Annotated in this window: 24 protein-coding genes and 1 tRNA gene; 21 read left to right on the top strand and 4 right to left on the bottom strand. The window is 63.5% G+C overall.

Going from position 1 to position 20,486, the window contains the following annotated elements:
• Position 1: 1 nt before the first annotated feature.
• Positions 2–1,972, bottom strand: a complete 1,971-nt coding sequence (locus B2X67_RS08475; protein ID WP_286785219.1) for a sigma-54-dependent Fis family transcriptional regulator — start codon at positions 1,970–1,972, stop codon at positions 2–4.
• Positions 1,973–2,311: 339 nt separating this feature from the next.
• On the opposite strand from B2X67_RS08475, the gene yiaY reads away from it, so the two are divergent.
• From yiaY to B2X67_RS08435, 8 genes are all read left to right on the top strand, one after another.
• Entirely contained in the window at positions 2,312–3,460 is a 1,149-nt protein-coding gene (yiaY, locus tag B2X67_RS08470) for an L-threonine dehydrogenase (RefSeq protein WP_282343484.1), read from the top strand.
• 228 nt (positions 3,461–3,688) lie between these two features.
• Positions 3,689–3,760 carry a pyrroloquinoline quinone precursor peptide PqqA gene (gene pqqA, locus B2X67_RS08465; RefSeq protein ID WP_003291121.1) on the top strand — a complete coding sequence of 24 codons (72 nt, stop codon included), beginning with the start codon at positions 3,689–3,691 and terminating at the stop codon, positions 3,758–3,760.
• A gap of 45 nt (positions 3,761–3,805) precedes the next feature.
• On the top strand, positions 3,806–4,717 hold the full coding sequence (pqqB, locus tag B2X67_RS08460; protein WP_282343486.1) for a pyrroloquinoline quinone biosynthesis protein PqqB: 912 nt from the start codon (positions 3,806–3,808) through the stop codon (positions 4,715–4,717).
• Between the two features lie 87 nt (positions 4,718–4,804).
• A complete protein-coding gene (gene pqqC, locus B2X67_RS08455) occupies positions 4,805–5,557 on the top strand; it encodes a pyrroloquinoline-quinone synthase PqqC (RefSeq protein ID WP_273234480.1) in 753 nt (250 codons plus the stop codon).
• 82 nt (positions 5,558–5,639) lie between these two features.
• Positions 5,640–5,918: a pyrroloquinoline quinone biosynthesis peptide chaperone PqqD gene (pqqD, locus tag B2X67_RS08450; RefSeq protein WP_282343489.1), complete on the top strand. Its 279-nt coding sequence runs from the start codon at positions 5,640–5,642 to the stop codon at positions 5,916–5,918.
• Complete coding sequence (pqqE, locus tag B2X67_RS08445) at positions 5,890–7,044, top strand: pyrroloquinoline quinone biosynthesis protein PqqE (protein ID WP_282343492.1); 1,155 nt, start codon at positions 5,890–5,892, stop codon at positions 7,042–7,044. Before pqqD ends, pqqE begins: the two co-directional genes overlap by 29 nt.
• 13 nt (positions 7,045–7,057) lie before the next feature.
• Positions 7,058–8,926, top strand: coding sequence for an alpha/beta hydrolase family protein (locus B2X67_RS08440; protein ID WP_286785218.1), 1,869 nt, complete (start codon positions 7,058–7,060; stop codon positions 8,924–8,926).
• 76 nt (positions 8,927–9,002) lie between these two features.
• A complete protein-coding gene (locus B2X67_RS08435; RefSeq protein ID WP_282343496.1) occupies positions 9,003–9,689 on the top strand; it encodes a PA2778 family cysteine peptidase in 687 nt (228 codons plus the stop codon).
• Positions 9,690–9,730: 41 nt separating this feature from the next.
• Here B2X67_RS08435 and B2X67_RS08430 read toward each other — a convergent pair whose 3' ends face one another.
• The gene (locus tag B2X67_RS08430) at positions 9,731–11,014 is read right to left on the bottom strand and encodes an NAD(P)/FAD-dependent oxidoreductase (protein ID WP_282343498.1); all 1,284 of its coding nucleotides are present in this window, start codon (positions 11,012–11,014) and stop codon (positions 9,731–9,733) included.
• A gap of 174 nt (positions 11,015–11,188) precedes the next feature.
• Between B2X67_RS08430 and B2X67_RS08425 the strand changes: the two genes are divergently transcribed.
• The 8 genes from B2X67_RS08425 (at position 11,189) to B2X67_RS08390 (ending at position 14,980) form a co-directional block, all read left to right on the top strand.
• Positions 11,189–11,265: transfer RNA gene (locus tag B2X67_RS08425), tRNA-Val, on the top strand.
• A 424-nt stretch (positions 11,266–11,689) separates the two neighbouring features.
• A complete protein-coding gene (mntP, locus tag B2X67_RS08420; RefSeq protein ID WP_286785217.1) occupies positions 11,690–12,259 on the top strand; it encodes a manganese efflux pump MntP in 570 nt (189 codons plus the stop codon).
• A gap of 114 nt (positions 12,260–12,373) precedes the next feature.
• On the top strand, positions 12,374–12,550 hold the full coding sequence (locus B2X67_RS08415) for a hypothetical protein (RefSeq protein WP_282343504.1): 177 nt from the start codon (positions 12,374–12,376) through the stop codon (positions 12,548–12,550).
• Positions 12,551–12,661: 111 nt separating this feature from the next.
• Positions 12,662–12,883, top strand: coding sequence for a hypothetical protein (locus B2X67_RS08410; RefSeq protein ID WP_286785216.1), 222 nt, complete (start codon positions 12,662–12,664; stop codon positions 12,881–12,883).
• 96 nt (positions 12,884–12,979) lie between these two features.
• Positions 12,980–13,189, top strand: coding sequence for a YgdI/YgdR family lipoprotein (locus tag B2X67_RS08405; RefSeq protein WP_282343509.1), 210 nt, complete (start codon positions 12,980–12,982; stop codon positions 13,187–13,189).
• A 161-nt stretch (positions 13,190–13,350) separates the two neighbouring features.
• Positions 13,351–14,223: a hypothetical protein gene (locus B2X67_RS08400; protein WP_286785215.1), complete on the top strand. Its 873-nt coding sequence runs from the start codon at positions 13,351–13,353 to the stop codon at positions 14,221–14,223.
• A gap of 205 nt (positions 14,224–14,428) precedes the next feature.
• On the top strand, positions 14,429–14,578 hold the full coding sequence (locus B2X67_RS08395) for a hypothetical protein (RefSeq protein ID WP_282343511.1): 150 nt from the start codon (positions 14,429–14,431) through the stop codon (positions 14,576–14,578).
• 156 nt (positions 14,579–14,734) lie between these two features.
• A complete protein-coding gene (locus B2X67_RS08390; protein ID WP_312206089.1) occupies positions 14,735–14,980 on the top strand; it encodes a hypothetical protein in 246 nt (81 codons plus the stop codon).
• Positions 14,981–15,056: 76 nt separating this feature from the next.
• Here B2X67_RS08390 and B2X67_RS08385 read toward each other — a convergent pair whose 3' ends face one another.
• Positions 15,057–15,308 carry a hypothetical protein gene (locus B2X67_RS08385; RefSeq protein ID WP_282343515.1) on the bottom strand — a complete coding sequence of 84 codons (252 nt, stop codon included), beginning with the start codon at positions 15,306–15,308 and terminating at the stop codon, positions 15,057–15,059.
• Between the two features lie 118 nt (positions 15,309–15,426).
• Positions 15,427–15,906, bottom strand: coding sequence for a hypothetical protein (locus B2X67_RS08380; protein WP_282343517.1), 480 nt, complete (start codon positions 15,904–15,906; stop codon positions 15,427–15,429).
• 318 nt (positions 15,907–16,224) lie between these two features.
• Here B2X67_RS08380 and thrS point away from each other — a divergent pair, with 318 nt between their 5' ends.
• The 5 genes from thrS to pheS all read left to right on the top strand — a co-directional run bounded on the left by thrS (position 16,225) and on the right by pheS (position 20,438).
• Positions 16,225–18,147, top strand: a complete 1,923-nt coding sequence (gene thrS / locus B2X67_RS08375) for a threonine--tRNA ligase (protein ID WP_286785213.1) — start codon at positions 16,225–16,227, stop codon at positions 18,145–18,147.
• A complete protein-coding gene (gene infC / locus B2X67_RS08370) occupies positions 18,147–18,698 on the top strand; it encodes a translation initiation factor IF-3 (protein ID WP_175534400.1) in 552 nt (183 codons plus the stop codon). The genes thrS and infC overlap by 1 nt, the downstream gene beginning before the upstream one ends.
• Before the next feature lie 61 nt (positions 18,699–18,759).
• Entirely contained in the window at positions 18,760–18,954 is a 195-nt protein-coding gene (gene rpmI / locus B2X67_RS08365) for a 50S ribosomal protein L35 (RefSeq protein WP_090231132.1), read from the top strand.
• A 29-nt stretch (positions 18,955–18,983) separates the two neighbouring features.
• Complete coding sequence (gene rplT, locus B2X67_RS08360; RefSeq protein ID WP_090231131.1) at positions 18,984–19,340, top strand: 50S ribosomal protein L20; 357 nt, start codon at positions 18,984–18,986, stop codon at positions 19,338–19,340.
• A gap of 93 nt (positions 19,341–19,433) precedes the next feature.
• Positions 19,434–20,438: a phenylalanine--tRNA ligase subunit alpha gene (gene pheS, locus B2X67_RS08355; protein WP_286785212.1), complete on the top strand. Its 1,005-nt coding sequence runs from the start codon at positions 19,434–19,436 to the stop codon at positions 20,436–20,438.
• Positions 20,439–20,486: the final 48 nt, after the last annotated feature.

The raw sequence follows: 20,486 nt of genomic DNA, 5'->3' as shown, positions 1-20,486 counted from the left end.
GCTAGCCCAGCGCATTCGGCGGCACGATGCCGTGCTTCTTCATCTTGCGGTAAAGCGTCGAGCGGGAGATGCCGAACTGATCGGACGCCGCCGTGACGTTCCACTTGTGCTGGCGCAGAGCGTCCAGCAGCGCCTGGCCTTCGACATCGCCGATGCGTGCCTGAAGGCTGCCCCCGGCGACACCTTCGGGCGTCTGCAGCAGGGGCAGCGTGCGCGTCGCGCGCGTCAGCTCCGCCGGCAGGCAGTCCATGCCGATACAGCCGTCTTCCGCCAGCGCCACGGCGTAGCGCAGGGTGTTAAGCAACTGGCGGATGTTCCCCGGCCACGGACAGGTCAGCAGCGCCTCCAGCGCCTGCGGTTGCAGGTAGGCGCCTTGCTGCTCCGCCTCCAGCAGCGTGCGGATCAGCCAGGCCTTGTCGCTGCGTTCACGCAGGGCCGGCAGGCGGACCACGGCGGCACCGAGTCGGTAGTAGAGGTCTTCGCGAAAGCTCTTTGTCTGGATCATCGCCTGCAGGTCCTGGTGTGTCGCGGAGATCACCTGGACGTCCAGCGGAACCGGCTCCTCGGCGCCGAGGGCGAAGATTTCCCGCTCGGCGAGCACCCGCAACAGGCGTGTCTGCAGGTGCGCCGGCATGTCGCCGATCTCGTCGAGAAACAGGGTGCCGCCGTTGGCCAGCTCCAGCTTGCCCTTCATGCCCTTGCGGTTGGCGCCGGTGAAGCTGCCGCTGCGGTAGCCGAACAATTCGCTCTCGATCAGGGTTTCCGGAATCGCCGCGCAATTGAGCGCGACGAATGGCCCGCGCGCGCGCCGGCTGGCGGCGTGGATGGCGCGGGCAAAGGCTTCCTTGCCGGTGCCGGTTTCGCCCTCCAGAAGGATCGGCAACCCCTTGTCCAGCAGCTTGCGCAGACGCTGCACGCTGGCCTGCAGACCGGCGTCGCGACCGCTGAGCTGCTCGAGATCGGGCGAGGCGGGCTTCGAGCGGTTCGGCTCGCCGTTCGGTGCGACGTAGGAGCCGACCGGGCGCGTAGCCGCAGGTGCGCCGGCCGGGATGCGCAGCGCGACTTCGATCAGCGCTTCCTCGTCCAGGGTCCGCAGCATCAGACTCCGCGCGCCGCCCTTGCTGAGGTCCAGTAACTCGTCGAGCCGTAGCGGCAGCAGGCTGTCGATGGCCCGGCCGATCAGCTGGCGGCCCTTCTGGTGGGCAACGAAAGCGGCATGGTTGGCGCCGACGACGTTGCCGCCTTCGTCCAGCGCCAGCAGTTGCTCGCTGGCCAGGTCGCTGATCTCGTCGCGCGGTTTCAGCGCGAGAGTCAGGCAGTCGCGATAGCTGTGGCGGAAGTAGGCGTTCTCGATCATCCGCGCGTACATGACCACCAGTTGCAGGGTCAGGTGCTGGGCTTCCTTGGGGCCGTCCATGTCCAGGCAGGAGGCATTCAGGCAACCCTTGAGCTTGCCCAGCGGGTCGAAGATCGGCGAGACCGAGCAACTCATCCGCGCGTTGGCCGCCAGGAAGTGCTCCTCGCGGTGAATGGTCAGCGCGTGTTGTGACACCAGCGAGGTGCCGATGCCGTTGGTGCCGACCACCGATTCGTCCCAGCGTGCGCCGACGATCAGCCCGGACTGGGTGTAGGGATCGCGTTGCGCAGGCAGGCGCGAATCCAGCGTGATGCCGTTCTCGTCGCTGAGCAGCACGGCGAAGCCGGCCTGGGCGACGCGTTTGGACAGGCCGGTGACGCCTTGCCCGGCGATCGCCAGGTATTCCTGATTGAGCTCCTGGTGGCGACGGATCTCGGCGGCGGTGAGGATGACCTTCTCGTTGCGCCCGCGCGGGTTGAGGCCGTGCTGAACGATGCTGCGGTGCCAGGATTGGGCGATCACGCCCTCCGGACGCACCGAGCGCTCGGCGAAATGATCGAGGATGAAACGGTTCAGGTCCTGACTGCCCGGATGGGCCAACGGCGAAGGGTTCATGGCGACTCCAACTGCTGGCGCTCGGTCCACGCATCGGCGGACGAGCTGTCCTGTTCTTGTTGTTGCGACACAAGGTGCCCGGTACTTCCTCAGCCTAACTCTACAGGCAGCCCACGACCATTCCGCCTGCCCATTGGTCGGGTTCCCTCGCCAACCCTGCCTTCCAGGGTGCGACACCTGTCGCACGCCTGCACCACTGCACGTCATCGCCTCATTGGGAACGGGGTGCGGCAATCAGGCCGTTTGTTGCCTGACATCAGTGTCGGTGGACATCGTCCGGAGTAGCTTCGGTGCGGCATACAAACACAGTCCTGCGAAACGCACAGGAGGAGCACCCTGATGAGCAGCACGTTCTTCATCCCCGCGGTAAACATGATGGGCAGTGGCAGTCTCGAAGAGGCCATGCTGGCCATCCGCAACTTCGGATTCCGCCACGCTCTTATCGTCACCGATGCAGGTCTCGCCAAGGCGGGCGTGGCCGACAAGGTCGCCGCGCTGTTGTCGGCGCAGGACATCCAATCCAGCCTGTTCGATGGCGCGCAGCCCAACCCCACCGTCGGCAACGTCGAGAAGGGCCTGGCCCTGCTGCAACAGAAAGGCTGTGACTTCGTCATCTCCCTCGGTGGCGGCTCGCCCCACGACTGCGCCAAGGGCATCGCCCTGTGCGCCAGCAACGGCGGCAAGATCGCCGACTACGAGGGCGTCGATCAGTCGGCGAAGCCCCAGCTGCCGCTGGTGGCGATCAACACCACCGCCGGCACCGCCAGCGAGATGACACGTTTCTGCATCATCACCGACGAAAGCCGCCACGTGAAAATGGCCATCGTCGACCGCAACGTGACCCCGATCCTCTCGGTGAACGACCCGTCGCTGATGGTCGGCATGCCGGCCGGGCTGACCGCCGCCACCGGCATGGACGCCCTGACCCACGCAGTCGAGGCCTACGTTTCCATCGCCGCGACGCCGATCACCGATGCCTGTGCCCTGAAAGCGGTGACGCTGATCTCGCAGAACTTGCGCCAGGCGGTGAAAGACGGCAAGAACATGGAGGCACGCGAGGCGATGGCCTACGCGCAATTCCTCGCCGGCATGGCGTTCAACAACGCCTCGCTGGGTTACGTGCACGCCATGGCGCACCAGCTCGGCGGTTTCTACGACCTGCCGCACGGCGTGTGCAACGCGGTGTTGCTGCCGCACGTGGAAAGCTTCAACGCCGCCGTCTGTCCGCAGCGCCTGGCCGATGTGGCGCAGGCTATGGGCGTCGACGTGCAGGGCCTGGACGCCGAGGCCGGTGCCGCGGCCTGCATCGCGGCGATTCGCGCGCTGTCGGCGGACGTCAACATCCCCGCCGGCCTGATCGCCCTCGGTGCCAAGGCCGAGGACATCCCGATCCTCGCCGCCAACGCGCTGAAGGATGCCTGCGGCCTGACCAACCCGCGTCCGGCCAGCCAGGAGCAGATCGAGGCGATCTTCCACGCCGCGCTGTAAGCCTATCGCACGACCAAAACGCGGCCCAGGCCGCGTTTTTTTTGCCTGCGATTCCCTGCAGAGTCCCGTCGTCGAACAGCTGTAGCAGCTCTGCGGCAGTTGTTACCGGCGGGCACTACCGAAGCAGGGCGCTGTCTGCTTCCAAAGTACCATTTCGCTTTTTGCGAAATGGCGCGAACGTGGGGTACCGGAGTTTTTCCGGCCCATAAATCCAAGAGAGGAAACGCCATGTGGACTAAGCCCGAGTACACCGACCTGCGCATTGGCTTCGAAGTGACCATGTACTTCGCCAACCGCTGATCCGTTCCGCCCCGGCCCTGCCGGGGCTTCCTGCTAGGGCTCCCCATGCATATCCAGATTCTCGGTTCCGCGGCGGGCGGTGGCTTTCCGCAGTGGAACTGCAATTGCCGCAATTGCCGCGGCTTGCGCGAAGGCACCCTGAACGCCCGCGCCCGCACCCAGTCCTCCATCGCCCTGTCCGACAACGGCGTCGACTGGATCCTGTGCAACGCGTCCCCCGACATCCGTGCCCAACTCGAAGCCTTCCCCGTACTGCAGCCGGCGCGCAAGTCGCGTGACACGGCGATCGGCGCGATCATCCTGCTGGACAGCCAGATCGACCACACCACCGGGCTGCTCAGCCTGCGTGAAGGCTGCCCGCACGAAGTCTGGTGCACGGAGATGGTCCACCAGGACCTGACCACCGGCTTTCCGCTGTTCAACATGCTCGAACACTGGAACGGCGGCCTGCGCTGGAACCCCATCGGCCTGGACGGCAGCTTCGTCATTCCAGTGTGCCCCGGCCTGCGTTTCACCCCGGTTCCCCTGCGCAGCGCGGCGCCGCCGTACTCGCCGCATCGCCACGACCCGCATCCGGGCGATAACCTCGGCCTGCTGGTGGAGGACCTGAACGGCGGCGGTACGCTGTTCTATGCGCCGGGGCTTGGCCAGGTCAGCGATGCGTTGCGCCAGACCATGGCCCGCGCCGACTGCTTGCTGGTGGACGGTACGCTGTGGCGCGATGACGAGATGCGTGTCTGCGAGGTCGGCGACAAGCTCGGCAGCGAGATGGGGCATCTGCCGCAGAGCGGGGAGGGCGGCATGCTCGAACTGCTCGACGGACTGGCCGCGCCGCGCAAGGTGCTCATCCACATCAACAACACTAATCCGATCCTCGACGAGGACTCCGCCGAGCGCGCGCAGCTGGCTGCGCATGGCGTGGAAGTCGCATTCGACGGAATGAGCATCACCCTGTAGATGCGCGCCGCGCATCGCCGTATGAACAGTGCCGCCAACGCTGCGCCCGCGCAGCCCGGGAGAGCGGCGTCGCCACGGAGTGCTTCGATGTCCATGACTGCCATGACCCCCGCTGAATTCGAGCAGGCGCTGCGCGCCAAGGGCGCCTACTACCATATTCATCATCCCTACCATCGGGCGATGTACGAGGGGCGTTCCAGCCGCGAGCAGATCCAGGGCTGGGTCGCCAACCGCTTCTATTACCAGGTGAACATCCCGCTCAAGGACGCCGCGATCATGGCCAACTGCCCGGATCGCGACACCCGCCGAGAGTGGGTGCAGCGCATCCTCGACCACGACGGCGCGCCCGGCGAGGAGGGTGGCATCGAAGCCTGGCTGCGCCTTGGCGAGGCGGTGGGGCTGGATCGCGAGCAGATTCTCTCGCAGGAGCTGGTGCTGCCGGGCGTGCGCTTCGCGGTGGACGCCTACGTCAACTTCGCCCGCCGCGCGAACTGGCAGGAGGCGGCGAGCAGCTCTCTGACCGAGCTGTTCGCGCCGCAGATTCACCAGTCGCGGCTGGACAGCTGGCCGCAGCACTACCCGTGGATCGACCCCGCCGGTTACGACTACTTCCGCAATCGTCTGAGCCAGGCGCGGCGCGACGTCGAGCACGGCCTGCGGATCACCCTGGCGCACTACACCACGGCCGAATCGCAACAACGCATGCTGGATATCCTCCAGTTCAAGCTGGACATCCTCTGGAGCATGCTCGACGCCATGAGCATGGCCTATGAGCTGGAGCGCCCGCCGTACCATACGGTCACCGGCGAGCGGGTCTGGCACAAGGGGATCGCGCTATGAGGCGTCGAACCGTAGGGTGCGCCGTGCGCACCAACGTCTCCGTCTGCATATCTCGCGGTGCGCACGGCGCACCACACGGGAGATGCCCATGACCTCCCTGGCGCGAGTACCGGCGCTGCGCCGCGGCTACCGCTTCCAGTTCGAGCCGGCACAGGACGCCCACGTGCTGCTCTATCCGGAGGGGATGATCAAGCTCAACGGCAGTGCCGCGGAAATCCTCAAGCAGGTGGATGGCCAGCGCGACACCGCCGCCATCGTCGCCGCGCTGATCGCGCAGTTCCCCGATGCGCCCGACCTGGCGCCGGATGTTCTCGAATTCTTGGATATCGCCCATGCAAAGCACTGGATCGAGTTTCGCTAAACCGGGCCACACGCCCGGGCCGCCGCTCTGGTTGCTGGCCGAGCTGACCTACCGTTGTCCGCTGCAATGCCCGTACTGCTCCAACCCGCTGGACTTCGCCCAGCAGGGCGCCGAGCTGAGCACGGCGGAGTGGATCGAGGTTTTTCGCCAGGCCCGTGAGCTGGGTGCGGCGCAGCTGGGCTTTTCCGGCGGCGAACCGCTGGTGCGCCAGGACCTTGCCGAGCTGATCAAGGCGGCGCGCGACCTGGGTTATTACACCAACCTGATCACCTCCGGCATCGGCCTGACCGAAAAACGCATCGCCAGCTTCAGCGAGGCGGGGCTGGACCATATACAGATCAGTTTCCAGGCCGCCGACGAAGAGGTGAACAACCTGCTCGCCGGCTCGAAGAAGGCGTTCGCTCACAAGCTGGAAATGGCCCGCGCGGTGAAGGCCCACGGCTATCCGATGGTGCTCAACTTCGTCACCCACCGGCACAACATCGACCGCATCGAGCGGATCATCGAGCTGTGCATCGAGCTGGAAGCGGACTTCGTCGAACTCGCCACCTGCCAGTTCTACGGCTGGGCCGAACTCAACCGTGCCGGCCTGCTGCCGACCCGCGAGCAGCTGCAGCGCGCCGAGCGCATCACCAACCAGTGGCGCGACAAGCTCGAGGCGCAGAACCACCCTTGCAAGCTGATCTTCGTCACCCCGGACTATTACGAGGAACGCCCCAAGGCTTGCATGAACGGTTGGGGCAACCTGTTCCTCGACATCACCCCGGACGGCACCGCGCTGCCGTGCCACAGCGCGCGGCAACTGCCGGTGCAGTTTCCTAACGTGCGCGAGCACAGCCTGGCGCACATCTGGCACGACTCGTTCGGTTTCAACCGCTTCCGCGGCGATGACTGGATGCGCGAGCCGTGCCGCTCCTGCGACGAGAAGGGTAAAGATTTCGGCGGCTGTCGCTGCCAGGCGTTCATGCTCACCGGCGATGCGACCAATGCCGACCCGGTGTGCAGCAAGTCCGCACAGCACGGCCTGATCCTCGACGCGCGCCGCGAGGCCGAAGAAGCCGCGCTCGGCATGGACCAGCTGCAATTTCGCAACGAGCGCGCTTCACGCCTCATCGCCAAGGCCTGACGGTCGCTTGCCCATGTCCCGCGTGAGCACCGACCACCGCTACGGCTTCTGGCCCAGCCGCTGGAGCGCCAGGAAAGCCGCCGCGGCCAGCCGCGATTTTGCGGAGCTACGCACCGGGCATGGCGGCGTGCTGTGGATCGAGTTCGACCCCGCGGATGCGCGCAGCACCCTTTGGTATCACCGCGCCAGCGAGCGCCGTTGCCTGTCGCCGGCCGGCGTTTCGCTGCGCAGCCGGGTTTATGAATACGGTGGCGGCGCGTTCTGCGTGACCCGCGACGGCGTCGCCTTCGTCGGCGAAGCGGATCAGCAGGTCCATCGGCAGGCCCTGGACGGCGATCCCCAGGCGCTTACCGCCTGCGCCGCGCGCCGCTACGGCGATCTGCAGCACGATGCGTTCGGCGATGCGATATTCGCCGTCGAGGAGGAACACGGCGAAGCGGGCGTGCGGCACCGGATCGTCTCCCTGTCGCTGCGCGATGGCGCCCGCAAGATCGTTATCGAGGGGGCGGATTTCTACGCTGCGCCCACGCTTCGCGCCGATGGCCGTCGGCTCGCCTGGATCGAATGGAACCGCCCGGAGCAACCCTGGACCGCCACCCGGCTGTGCGTCGCCGAGCGCGACGCGGACGGGCGCTGGGGTAGCCCGCGCTGCCTGGCCGGTGCGGAGGGTGGCACGTCGCTGCAGCAGCCGCGGTTCGCCCAGGATGGCCGCCTGCATTGCCTGAGCGATGAAGGCGGCTGGTGGCAGCCGTGGGTGGAGCGGGGCGGCCAGTGGCAACGGCTGGACGGCAGGGCGATCGCACAGTCGGACCATGCCGCCGCACCCTGGCAATTGGGCGCCTGCAGCTACCTGCCACTGGCGAGCGGCCTGCTGCTGAGTCGTTTCGAGGACGGTTTCGGTGTGCTGGCCGAGGCCACGTCCGCCGGCGAACGACGTCTCGCCGAGGCATTCACGCGCTTCCGCCAGGTCGCCGCGGACGACCGGCATTTCTTTGCGATTGCCGCCTCGCCCGAACGCAGCAGCGCGATCCTCGCCATCCAACGGGACGGTGGCGCGGTCGCCGTGCTCGCGGGCGGCGAGGTGATGCTGGGGGAGGGCGATCTGGCTCGTCCCGAGGCGCTGTGCTTTCCCAGCGGCAAGGGCGAAGCGCACGCGTTCTTCTACCCGCCGCGCAATGCCGACTGCCGCGCCATCGACAACGAAAAGCCACCGCTGGTGGTGTTCCTCCATGGCGGGCCGACGTCGGCGTGCTACCCGGTGTTCGATCCGCGCATCCAGTTCTGGACCCAGCGTGGTTTCGCCGTCGCCGATCTCAATTACCGCGGCAGCAGCGGTTTTGGTCGCGACTATCGCAACAGCCTGAGGACGCAGTGGGGCGTCAGCGACGTGCAGGACGCCTGCAGCCTGCTGCAGTATCTGGCGCAGCGCCGCCTCGTCGACGCGCGCCGTGCCTTCATTCGCGGCGGCAGCGCGGGCGGCTACACGGCGCTCTGTGCTTTGGCGTTCGCCGATGCCTTCCGTGGCGGCGCCAGCCTCTATGGTGTCAGCGATCCGCTGGCGCTGGGCCGGGTTACGCACAAGTTCGAGGCCGACTATCTGAACTGGCTGATCGGCGATCCGCAGCGCGATACCGAGCGTTACGCGGCGCGCACCCCGTTGCTGCACGCGCAGCAGATCAGCGCGCCGGTGATCTTCTTCCAGGGCGGGCGCGATGCGGTGGTGCTGCCCGCGCAGACCGAGGCGATGGTCGAAGCGTTGCGACGCAACGGCATTGCCGTCGAGTACCACCTGTATCCCGACGAGCGCCACGGCTTTCGCCAGGCCGCGCACCTGGCCGAGGTGCTGGAGTGCGAGTGGCGCTTCTACCAGGCGCTGCTCTGATCGGCCCCGGTTGCCCTTGGTGAACGCGGGCATCACCGATATGCTCACTGCCTCCTTTCTCCAGCGCCGTCTTCCGATGCCCACACTGAAACGTCTGCTTCCCCTGGCCCTGCTCCTGCTGCTGTCCGCCTGCTCGAGCGAGCCGGTTCTTTCGCCGATCACCTCGCGTCTTCCCGAACGGGTCGAGTTGAGCGATGTGCCGTTCTTCCCGCAGAACGCCTTCCAGAGCGCCCCGGCGGCGATGGCCAGCATGCTCCTGCAGCGCGGCGTGAACACCGACCCCGGCCTGCTCAAGGACCGCGTCTACATCGTCGGTCGCGACGACATGCGGCCGGCGATGGTCGCCACTGCGGAAGCCCACGACATGCTGGTGTATCCATTGCAGCCGACGATGGACGCGCTGCTCGGCGAGGTGGCGGCAGGCAACCCGGTGCTCGTGCTGCAGAACATCGGCATGGACATGTGGCCGGAATGGCATTACGCGGTGGTGGTTGGCTACGACCTGCACAAGCAGACGCTGACGCTGCGCTCCGGCGGTTCGCGCCGGCTGCAAAGCGATTTCGCGGCGTTCGAGAAGACCTGGAAAAGCAGCGAGCGCTGGGCTGTGCTGACGCTGCCCGCCAGCCTGTTGCCGGCCAGTGCGCAGCGCCCGGTCTGGCTCAAGGCCGCGGCAGAACTGAAGGAGGCCGGCCGTGCCGACGCCGCGCAGCGCGCCTACCGCACGGCGGCCGAACGCTGGCCGACGCAAACGACCGCGCAGTGACAAAAAAGACGGGGCTTACGAGCCCCGTTTTTCATTCGCCTTCAGAGGCCGAACTTGTCGCGCAGCGTGTAATACCAGGCGCCCAGCGCACTGAACGGCACCTGCAACAGCCGACCGCCGGGGAAGGGGTAATGCGGCAGCCCGGCGAAGGCATCGAAGCGTTCGGCCTGGCCGCGCAGCGCTTCGGCCAGGACCTTGCCGGCCAGGTGCGTGTAGGTCACGCCATGCCCGCTGCAGCCCTGGGAGTAGTAGATGTTGTCGCCCAGGCGGCCGACCTGCGGCAGGCGTGAGAGGGTGAGCAGGAAGTTGCCGGTCCAGGCGAAGTCGATCTTCACGTCTTTGAGCTGCGGGAAGGTCTTGAGCATCTTCGGCCGGATGATAGCCTCGATGTTCGCCGGGTCGCGGGCGCCGTAGACCACGCCACCGCCGTAGATCAACCGACGATCGCCGGAGAGGCGATAGTAGTCCAGCAGGTAGTTGCAGTCCTCCACGCAGTAATCCTGGGGCAGCAGAGAGCGCGCCAGGTCCTCGGACAGCGGCTCGGTGGTGATCACCTGGGTACCGCACGGCATAGATTTCGCGGCCAGCTCCGGGATCAGGTCGCCCAGGTAGGCGTTGCCGGCGACCACGACGAACTTCGCCCGTACACGACCCCGAGGCGTGTGCACGACCGGATTGGCTCCGCGCTCGATGCGTGTGGCGGGTGATTGCTCGTGGATCGTGCCGCCAAGGGATTCCACCGCCGCGGCTTCGCCAAGCGCCAGGTTCAATGGGTGGATATGCCCGCCGCTCATGTCCAGCAAGCCGCCGAGGTAGTTGTCGCTGGCCACCACGTCGCGAATGCCTTCACGGTCGAGCAGTTTTAGTTGGTTATGGCCATAGCGCTCCCAGAGCGCCTTCTGCGACTCAAGGTGACCCATCTGCTTGGCGCTCAGCGCAGCGAAGACGCCGCCGTCCTTGAGATCGCAGGCGATGCCGTAGGTGGCGATCCGCTCACGGATGATGCGCCCGCCCTCGAACGCCATCTCGCCGAGCAGCCGTGCCTGCTGTGCGGGCAGCGTGCGCTCGATGACGTCAATGTCGCGGCTGTAGCTGTTGACGATCTGCCCGCCGTTGCGCCCGGACGCACCGAAACCCACTTTCGCCGCCTCCAGGAGGGTCACGCGGAAACCGTTCTCCAGCAGGAACAGGGCTGTCGACAGGCCGGTATAGCCGGCGCCGATGACGCACACGTCGGTTTGCACCTCGCCATCCAGCGCCGGGCGCGGCGGCACCGGGTTGGCGGAGGCGGCGTAATAGGACTGCGGGTAGGCTGTGTGCGACATATTGGAGTCTCTGTTCTTTATTTTTTACGGATGAGTCGATGCTAACCGAGAAGCTCACTCCGCCGCCAGCGCTGTTCGGTTCACTTCGAGTTTTAAAAAACACGGTTTTTTCAGCACGTTAGCGAAAAAATGGTTGACACCCCTGCGGCGCTCCGTAAAATGCGCGGCCAATGCAGGCACATAGCTCAGTTGGTTAGAGCACCACCTTGACATGGTGGGGGTCGTTGGTTCGAATCCAATTGTGCCTACCAAACAAAACCCGTACTGCGCGGGGCTTAGAAGGCGATCCGAAAGGATCGCCTTTTTTGTTTGCGTGGATTTTGTCTTCGCTCGGTGCTGGCCTTCGCTGTCAAAGAACCCGGCAAGTGACTCTGGCGGGATCGGCCTGCTTGGCCTTCTACCTGTGATGGGTCTGTCATGAGTGCGTGGTGTCTGCCCATGACGCTGATCGTCGCTCCATCCTCCGCGTTCACGTTTTCTTCACCCGGGCCTGCTACGCTCCGCTGCCTCTTTGGGGAGTAACCTGCCTGTGCGTGATGCGCGGGCGCGCTGGTCAACATACTCGGCGGTCAGCCGTGGTCAGCGCATCCAGCCGGATTGGTGAGACCAACGACATTGCTGCGCTCAGCTGGGCGCGCGGCGTGTCGTGGACTCATGCCCGGCTGGAGCTGCACCTTGAACACCCTTTCGCTGATTTTCCTTTCCTTCGCCATGTCCACCGACGCCTTCGCTGCGGCGGTAGGCAAGGGCTCGAGCCTGCACAAACCGTCTGTTACCGAAGCGCTCCGTACCGGTCTGATCTTCGGTGTCATCGAGGCCCTCACGCCCGTCGTCGGTTGGCTCATCGGGCAGGCTGCCAGCAGCTACGTGACCGAATGGGATCACTGGATCGCCTTTGGCCTCCTGTTGCTGCTGGGCCTGCACATGATCTATGTCGGCTTGAAATCGGAGGCGGCCGCGCTCGAGGGAAGGGCCACGCAACATTCGTTCTGGATTCTCGCCGCGACGGCGGTCGCTACCAGTATCGATGCGCTGGCCGTAGGCGTGGGGCTGGCGTTCGTGGATGTGAACATCGCCGTCGCGGCGCTGGCAATCGGCTTGGCGACCATGACGATGGTGACGTTGGGAACGCTGCTGGGCCGGGTGCTGGGCGCGATGGTGGGGCGGCGCGCGGAAATTGCCGGGGGGATCGTTCTGATCCTGGTTGGCGGCACCCTTCTCTATGAGCATCTGAGTGGCGCCTGAGGCGCGCCACGCCTGTTTCCGCGACAGGACATTCCGAACTCGCGCGTAATCGATGCGTCGTAGTTGTGCATTTCGCGGTCCGCCGCGAGTTCCGAAGAGTCGTTGGAGTCACGTGTGCAGAAGAAGATCAAACCGAAACCCCTGATGATCGCGGCCACGCCGTTGCTGTGTTGTGGCGTGGCCTTCGCGGCGGTGGGGATGGGCGGCGGAGGCGACACTTTTCTGTACATGGCGCCGGCGTTTCTCGTGCCGGGTTTCCTGCTGCTGGCATTCTCCATGCGCAGGCGGTAGTGCCGTCCTGAGGGGGCCAGGACTCCACCCAGGCGACTGATTTCGGAACGCGCAGCCGGCGGCGGCCTCAAACGGGTACAGGTCTATTCCAGGCCGGGTGAGGAGGTCGCTATGAGTACGGAATCGAACGAGGGGAAAGGGCATCAGGACCTCGGCGAGGGGTCGCTGATCAACGATCCTGGCAACGAGGACCCCGGTTCGATCATCGAGGACGCGCCGGTGCCTCTGAAAAACGATCCCGATGCAAAACCGCCGATGCAGAAACAGGTCGAGCCGCCCTATGACGTGCCCAAAGCGCACATCGGCGGTGAAGGCCGGAAGGCGGATAGCTGATCCGGGCAATCGGCGGTCCTGGCATGCGCTCGGGAGCAAATTTCACCGGCGGGTGTCTGACCCTGTGTCCTCTCTTGGTTAAATGAAGGAGTCACTATGAAGCATTGGATGTTTGCTGCGTTCTGCTTGCTGGGCCTCGCCGGCTGTGCCAGCGATTACGTGATCAGTACCAATGACGGTCAGATGATCACCGCACACGGCGAGCCTAAGCTGGACGAAGACAGCGGCCTCTACGAGTACGAAGACGCTGACGGCCGTACCCAGCAGATTCCGCTGACGCAAGTGAAACAGGTGATGGAACGCTGAGTTTCCTGCAACCGAGAAGCCCCGCCGATGCGGGGCTTTTTTATGGCCTCGCCGCGGCCAGAATCCCATCGACGCCTGGCGTGGTCCTTGCAGAAGACGTTGAAAGCTCCGGGTACGCGCCATTTCTCTGGCGACGCCCTGCACTGCAAAAGGAACCCAGCATGAGCATCATCTCCGGCGGCGCGGCGGGCTACTACTCGGCGAATGCGTCTTCGCTGTATGGCCAGAAGACCACGGCGACAAGCGCTCTGGAGGCCTCGACGGCGAGTCTTGCGAACAAGGCCGCGTCTACGTCTACGACCTCCGGGCATTCGTCGACCGTTACGCTCTCCAGTGCGGGCCAGCAATCCAATGCGCTGAGCAACTACTACACGCAGTTCTTTCCCAGTCGAACCGGAATGACTTCGGATGCATTGGTTCGCAGCGTCATCAGTCCGGGCTCCGTTTCCAGCTCGCAGGGCAAGACACTGGCGGACGTCGCTACCGACGCGCGCAGTCGCATGGATGCCAACTACGCGACGATGAAGGCCAGTGGCACACCTTACGATGCGAACAGCCCGGGCAATGTCGACACCATTTCACTGATGGGTAACCTCGACCGTCGCTCGCTGTATTCGGTCAGCGAGAACGTCGGTGGGCTGTTCTCCGGGCAGGAGCAGAAAGCCGCGAGTTCCCTGATGAAGCAGCAGCTGTCGCTGGCTATGGGCGAATTCGTCGGCCCGGCCGACAGCCAGGCGCAGTTCGTCGATCCATACGCCGGGGACGAGACGGCGCGCAATCTCGCTGGTGCGAAATTCCTCGCTGCCGTGAGTAGCGACGAGAAGACTTCGGCCGCTTGGAATCAGGAGAAGGCTCCCATCGAAACGGCCCTTCGCACGGCCGCGCTCAAGGAGCAGGTCTCGAAACCTCTGCCGAACCTGTTCGACCTGATGTCCGCGGGCGGGAAGGAAAACGTGAGCACTTCCGGCGAAGGCGGGTTTCCCTCCTTGCAGGACATAAAGGCGACCAACAGCTCGCTGCTGGCGCGGGTTTGAGCGAGTTTGGCCGGTGCCTCACGCGCCTGCGAAGCAGAGTGGCAGCGTTCCGCCAACCTTTGGTTGGGCAATTATCGAGCGTTTTGGCCGCTCTTAACCCTGGACATAACTGAACGGGTAACGGGCTATGGGCTATCGAGTGATAGGTGCTACGCGCGTTTGGTCTAGTGCTGTGCAGGACAGTGACGGCATCAAGGCGTTCGTCATGCTCAGAGGACGTACCGCCGAACAGTCGGCGGCATTCCAGGTGACCCGTACGAAGGATTTCGCCAGCCTCGTCGAGGCGGAATGCGCGGCGGCGGCCATCATCGATCAGATTGCCGGCATCGAAGGGGGCGAGATCCACTTCTATTAGGTCTGTTATTAAGTTCTGTCGGAATTTAGATCTGTCGATTGTCGACAATGGTTGCTGACGATACAGTATCGCTGCGGCATCCAGCCGCGGGCCGTATGCGGTCAATCCAGCAGCAGGGTTTCGTAGTTGAGCAATCTGAGTTTGTCCGAGGACGACGTGCGTCAAGCATTGGGCCTCACCCCCGCCGCACCGAAGAAACAGAAAAAAGAAAAATCGCCTAATCCCTTCACCTACACCCTGGTCGAGTTGAGCGTCCGTAAGAATGGCGGCCCGCCGTTCCGCTTCGAGCACCGCTCGCGCTCGATCAGCCGGCTGACCGCTCAGTTGGAAGCCGAAAAGGCCGCCCGCGCCCAAGGGTTGGATGTCTGGGTGCTTCTGGACATCCGGCAGGAGTCGAAGTAGCCGGCGCGCCTGGCGATCATTCCCTCCAGTCGGGATCGTAGTTCCGGGAAGCCCGGCCCAGACCGGGCTCGTACGGTCACTCGATCGCTTTGGCTTGCTCTACGCCGGCGGATGTCAGCTTTACGGGCAATTCCAGGGACTGGTCGTTCACCGCGCCGGGCAGGATGGTACCTCCCTGAATCAATCCGCGTTCCTGCAAATCGGCCAAACAGTCCACGACGGCCTGCTGGCCTCGATAGTTGTCCAGGACTTCCTTGCCGAGTCCTGCTGGATGAGCATGCAGCAGCCGGGTGAGTACTTCATTCCAGAGTGCTTGTTCGATGGCCATGAGAGCCTCCATCAGTCTGTGGGTGGGTGATGCCTCATGGATTCGGACAGCCTTTGCCGCGACGGTTTCATTGAATTCGACGTGCGGAGCGCGCGTTTGCCCACCTTTCAGCTGCCGCTCAGCGGTCCATTGGCATTCCCTTGATCCTTGGTTCGTCCGGTTTCACTGGCGGGCGCGGAGGCGGTGGAGGCGGCCATGATCCCGGTGGCTTTCCCCAGTGACCGGGTGGCGGCGGGTAATAATCGTGCCGGTAGGGCACATGGCGCTGGTAGCTGCGGTAGCTCTCGGAAATGACGCCTTGCACGTCCGGGGCCGGCGCAGGTGTCGGGGCGACGATGACGATCGGCGGTTGCGCGGGCGCGGGCGCGGCGTCAGTCACCGGCGTGGGTGCCTTTGGCTCTGCCAGCTTGACCGGGTCGCCATCGCCGCTTGGCGGTGGTGGGGCGGTCAGTTCGCTGATGCTGTCCAGGTGTTGCCCGGCCGGGCAGGACGTCTGGGTGAAGTTCACGTTGCCTGCCGCGTCGATGCATTTGAGCACGGTGGTGGCGTGGGTTACGCAGGGCAGATAGGCGAGAACCATGACGATCCAAATGCGCATTGAGGTCTCCCGTGTGACGGGGTTTGTCGGGTTCGTTACGCTGATGGTAAGGCAGTTTCAAAAAGGGAGGTTTGCTTGCGGATATTTTCCTCCCAATGCCGGTTGAACGCATGGATTTAGCTGTTTCTAGCCCTTTCGCTTGTCAGGCAGCGGCGTTTCTGAAAGCATCCGCCCTCCAAAACTTCCAGTGACTCCGGTCCGGTCTGGTTGGCCTTCGGGCTCCAGCCACTGTGAGGCGGGTATACCGCCGGATCGCTTACTGGCTCATCCCAACCCACGTGGCCTTTGGTAGGGGTCACCACTAGGAGAGGAGGCGCCATGCCCATCATCACTCTTCCCGACGGCAGTCAGCGTTCGTTCGATCATCCGGTATCCGTTGCCGAGGTGGCTCAATCCATTGGGGCCGGCCTGGCCAAGGCCACCGTGGCGGGCAAGGTGGACGACCGTCTCGTCGACGCCAGCGATGTCATCGAACATGACGCGCGCCTGCAGATCATCACCCCGAAGGATCAGGAAGGCGTCGAGATCATCCGCCACTCCTGCGCGCACCTGATCGGTCACGCGGTCAAGCAACTCTATCCAACCGCCAAGATGGTGATCGGGCCGGTCATCGAGGACGGCTTCTATTACGACATCGCCTACGAGCGTCCCTTCACGCCCGATGACATGGCGGCGATCGAGCAGCGCATGCATCAGTTGATCGAGAAGGACTACGACGTCATCAAGAAGATGGCGCCGCGCGCCGAGGTCATCGAAGTGTTCGAGTCCCGTGGCGAGGACTACAAGCTTCGCCTGGTCGAGGACATGCCGAACGAGAAGGCGATGGGGCTCTACTACCACGAAGAATACGTGGATATGTGCCGCGGCCCGCACGTGCCCAATACCCGCTTCCTCAAGGCGTTCAAGCTGACCAAGCTGTCGGGCGCCTACTGGCGCGGCGATGCGAAGAACGAGCAACTGCAGCGTATCTATGGCACCGCCTGGGCGGACAAGAAGCAGCTCGCCGCCTACATTCAGCGCATCGAAGAGGCCGAGAAGCGCGATCACCGCAAGATCGGCAAGCGCCTTGACCTCTTCCATACCCAGGAAGAAGCGCCGGGCATGGTCTTCTGGCATCCCAACGGCTGGAGCATCTATCAGGTGCTCGAGCAGTACATGCGCGTACTGCAGCGCGAGAACGGCTATTTGGAAGTGCGCACGCCGCAGATCGTCGATCGCGTGTTGTGGGAGAAGTCGGGGCATTGGGGCAACTACGCCGACAACATGTTCACCACCGAGTCGGAAAGTCGCGACTACGCGATCAAGCCGATGAACTGCCCGTGCCACGTGCAGATCTTCAACCAGGGCCTGAAGAGCTATCGCGAATTGCCCATGCGCCTGGCCGAGTTCGGCTCCTGCCATCGCAACGAGGCCTCCGGTGCGCTGCACGGCATCATGCGCGTGCGCGGCTTCACCCAGGACGATGCGCACATCTTTTGCACTGAAGAGCAGGTGAGCCTGGAGGCGGCTAACTTCATCAAGCTGACCCTGCAGGTCTATGCCGACTTCGGTTTCACCGACGTGATCATGAAGCTCTCCACCCGGCCGGTAAAACGCGTCGGCTCCGACGAAATGTGGGACCGTGCCGAGAAGGCCCTGGCGGACGCACTGGATGCCTCCGGCCTATCCTGGGAGTACCAGCCGGGAGAGGGCGCGTTCTACGGTCCGAAGATCGAGTTCACGCTCAAGGACTGTCTGGGGCGGAACTGGCAGTGCGGCACTCTGCAGTACGATCCGAACCTTCCAGAGCGTCTGGATGCCAGTTACATCAGCGAGGACAATAGCCGTCAGCGCCCGGTGATGCTGCATCGCGCCATCCTGGGCTCGTTCGAGCGTTTCATCGGAATCCTGATCGAGCATTACGAGGGCGCTTTCCCGGCCTGGCTGGCTCCGACTCAGGCAGTGATCATGAACATCACCGACAAACAGGCCGATTTTGCTTCGGAAGTCGAGAAATCTCTGGCTCAAAGCGGGTTTCGTGCCAAGTCCGACTTGAGAAACGAGAAGATCGGCTTTAAAATCCGTGAGCATACTTTGCTCAAGGTTCCCTATCTCTTGGTTGTTGGAGACCGGGAAGTTGAGACACGTTCCGTTGCTGTGCGCACCCGCGAAGGCGTCGACTTGGGCTCCATGCCCCTCGAGCAGTTTCGTGAGTTGCTTGCGCAAGCGGTTTCCCGGCGTGGTCGCCAAGAATCGGAGTAATCACTATTAAGCGTGAAATGAGACAGGATAAGCGAGCTGCACCCAAGGCCCCAATCAACGAGAACATCTCGGCCAGAGAGGTCCGATTGATTGGTGCTGACGGCCAACAGATTGGCGTCGTCTCGATTGATGAAGCGCTTCGCGCTGCTGAAGAAGCCAAACTGGATTTGGTAGAAATCTCTGCTGATGCAGTCCCGCCTGTTTGCCGGATCATGGACTACGGCAAGCATCTCTTCGAAAAGAAGAAGCAGGTTGCAGCGGCCAAGAAGAATCAGAAGCAGCAGCAGATCAAAGAAATCAAGTTTCGACCAGGGACGGAAGAAGGGGATTACCAGGTAAAACTACGCAACCTGGTACGTTTCCTAAATGAAGGGGATAAGGCCAAGGTATCCTTGCGATTCCGCGGCCGAGAGATGGCCCACCAGGAGCTGGGGATGGAGTTGTTGAAGCGGGTCGAAACCGATCTCGCGGAATACGGCGCCGTCGAACAACATCCTAAGATGGAAGGACGCCAACTGATCATGGTCATCGCCCCCAAAAAGCGGAAATAACCACCAGGGCACTGGCAGGCCTTGCGGTTATGTGTAATCACTGAATGCGGAGTATCCGAACATGCCAAAGATGAAGACCAAAAGTGGCGCTGCGAAGCGCTTCAAGAAGACTGCTGCGGGCCTCAAGCACAAGCACGCCTTCAAGAGCCACATCCTTACCAAGATGTCCACCAAACGTAAGCGTCAGCTGCGCGGCACCTCGCTGTTGCATGCATCCGACGTCGCTCGTGTCGAGCGCTCGTTGCGTCTACGTTGATTTCGTTCATCGGTCTGGAGGATTAATTCATGGCTCGTGTTAAGCGTGGCGTCATCGCCCGTGCTCGTCACAAGAAAATTCTGAAACTCGCCAAAGGCTACTACGGCGCACGTTCGCGTGTGTTCCGTGTTGCCAAGCAGGCGGTGATCAAGGCTGGCCAATACGCCTACCGTGACCGCCGTCAGCGGAAGCGTCAGTTCCGCGCTCTGTGGATCGCTCGTATCAATGCTGGTGCTCGTGTCAACGGTCTGTCCTACAGCCGTCTGATCGCCGGTCTGAAAAAAGCGGCCATCGAGATCGATCGTAAAGTTCTGGCCGATCTGGCAGTGAACGAAAAAGCGGCGTTCGCTGCGATTGTCGAGAAAGCCAAAGCCACTCTGGCTTAACTCCCCGACAATCATCGGGTTCGCCCGGTGCTGAACGTCAACGATAGGGGAAGAGCCTGTGCTCTTCCCCTATTTCGTATCTGGAGCCCTGAAATGGAAAACCTGGATGCATTGGTCTCGCAAGCGCTAGAGGCCGTGCAACATAGCGAAGACGTCAATGCCCTGGAGCAGATCCGGGTTCTTTATCTTGGCAAGAAAGGTGAGTTGACCCAGGTGATGAAGACCCTGGGCGATATTCCTGCCGAAGAGCGCCCCAAAGTTGGCGCCCTGATCAATTCCGCCAAGGAGCGCGTCCAGGATGCGCTGAATGCACGTAAGGCAGGGCTGGAGAGCGCTGCGCTGAGCGCCAAGCTGGCTGCCGAGCGTATCGACGTGACGTTGCCTGGTCGCGGCCAGACTACCGGTGGATTGCATCCGGTTACCCGTACGCTGGAGCGTATCGAGGAGCTCTTTGCCGACATCGGTTATGACGTCGCCGAAGGGCCGGAGATCGAAGATGACTACCACAACTTCGAAGCGCTAAACATTCCCGGCCACCACCCGGCTCGGGCGATGCACGACACCTTCTACTTCAATGCCAACATGCTGTTGCGCACCCATACGTCGCCGGTGCAGATCCGCACGATGGAGCAGCAGCAACCGCCGATTCGCATCATCTGCCCTGGTCGCGTTTATCGCTGCGACTCGGATCAGACTCACTCGCCGATGTTCCATCAGGTCGAGGGCTTGGTGATCGACGAGAACGTCAGCTTTGCCGACCTGAAAAGCACCATCGAAGGATTTCTGCGCGAGTTCTTCGAAGAGGAATTGGAGGTCCGCTTCCGCCCCTCCTACTTCCCCTTCACCGAGCCCTCCGCCGAGGTGGATATCCGCCGTGTGGTGAAGAAAAACGGTCAGGAGAGTGCCGGCTGGCTGGAAGTGCTCGGCTGCGGCATGGTCCATCCGAATGTGCTGCGCATGGCAGGTATCGATCCGGATCGTTATCAGGGCTTCGCTTTCGGCATGGGCGCGGAGCGACTGGCGATGCTGCGCTATGGTGTCAACGATCTGCGCTTGTTCTTCGACAACGACCTGCGCTTCCTCGCGCAGTTTCGCTGATCGGCTAAACGAATCGAGCTGCCGCGAGGCAGGTATGCGAGGACGGGC

It is taken from the genome of Pseudomonas sp. UBA3153 (assembly GCF_002364635.1).
GTDB lineage: Bacteria > Pseudomonadota > Gammaproteobacteria > Pseudomonadales > Pseudomonadaceae > Pseudomonas_O > Pseudomonas_O kuykendallii.
The sequence above is the reverse complement of the archived record's forward strand: the minus strand, read 5'-3'. Positions and strand labels throughout refer to the sequence as shown.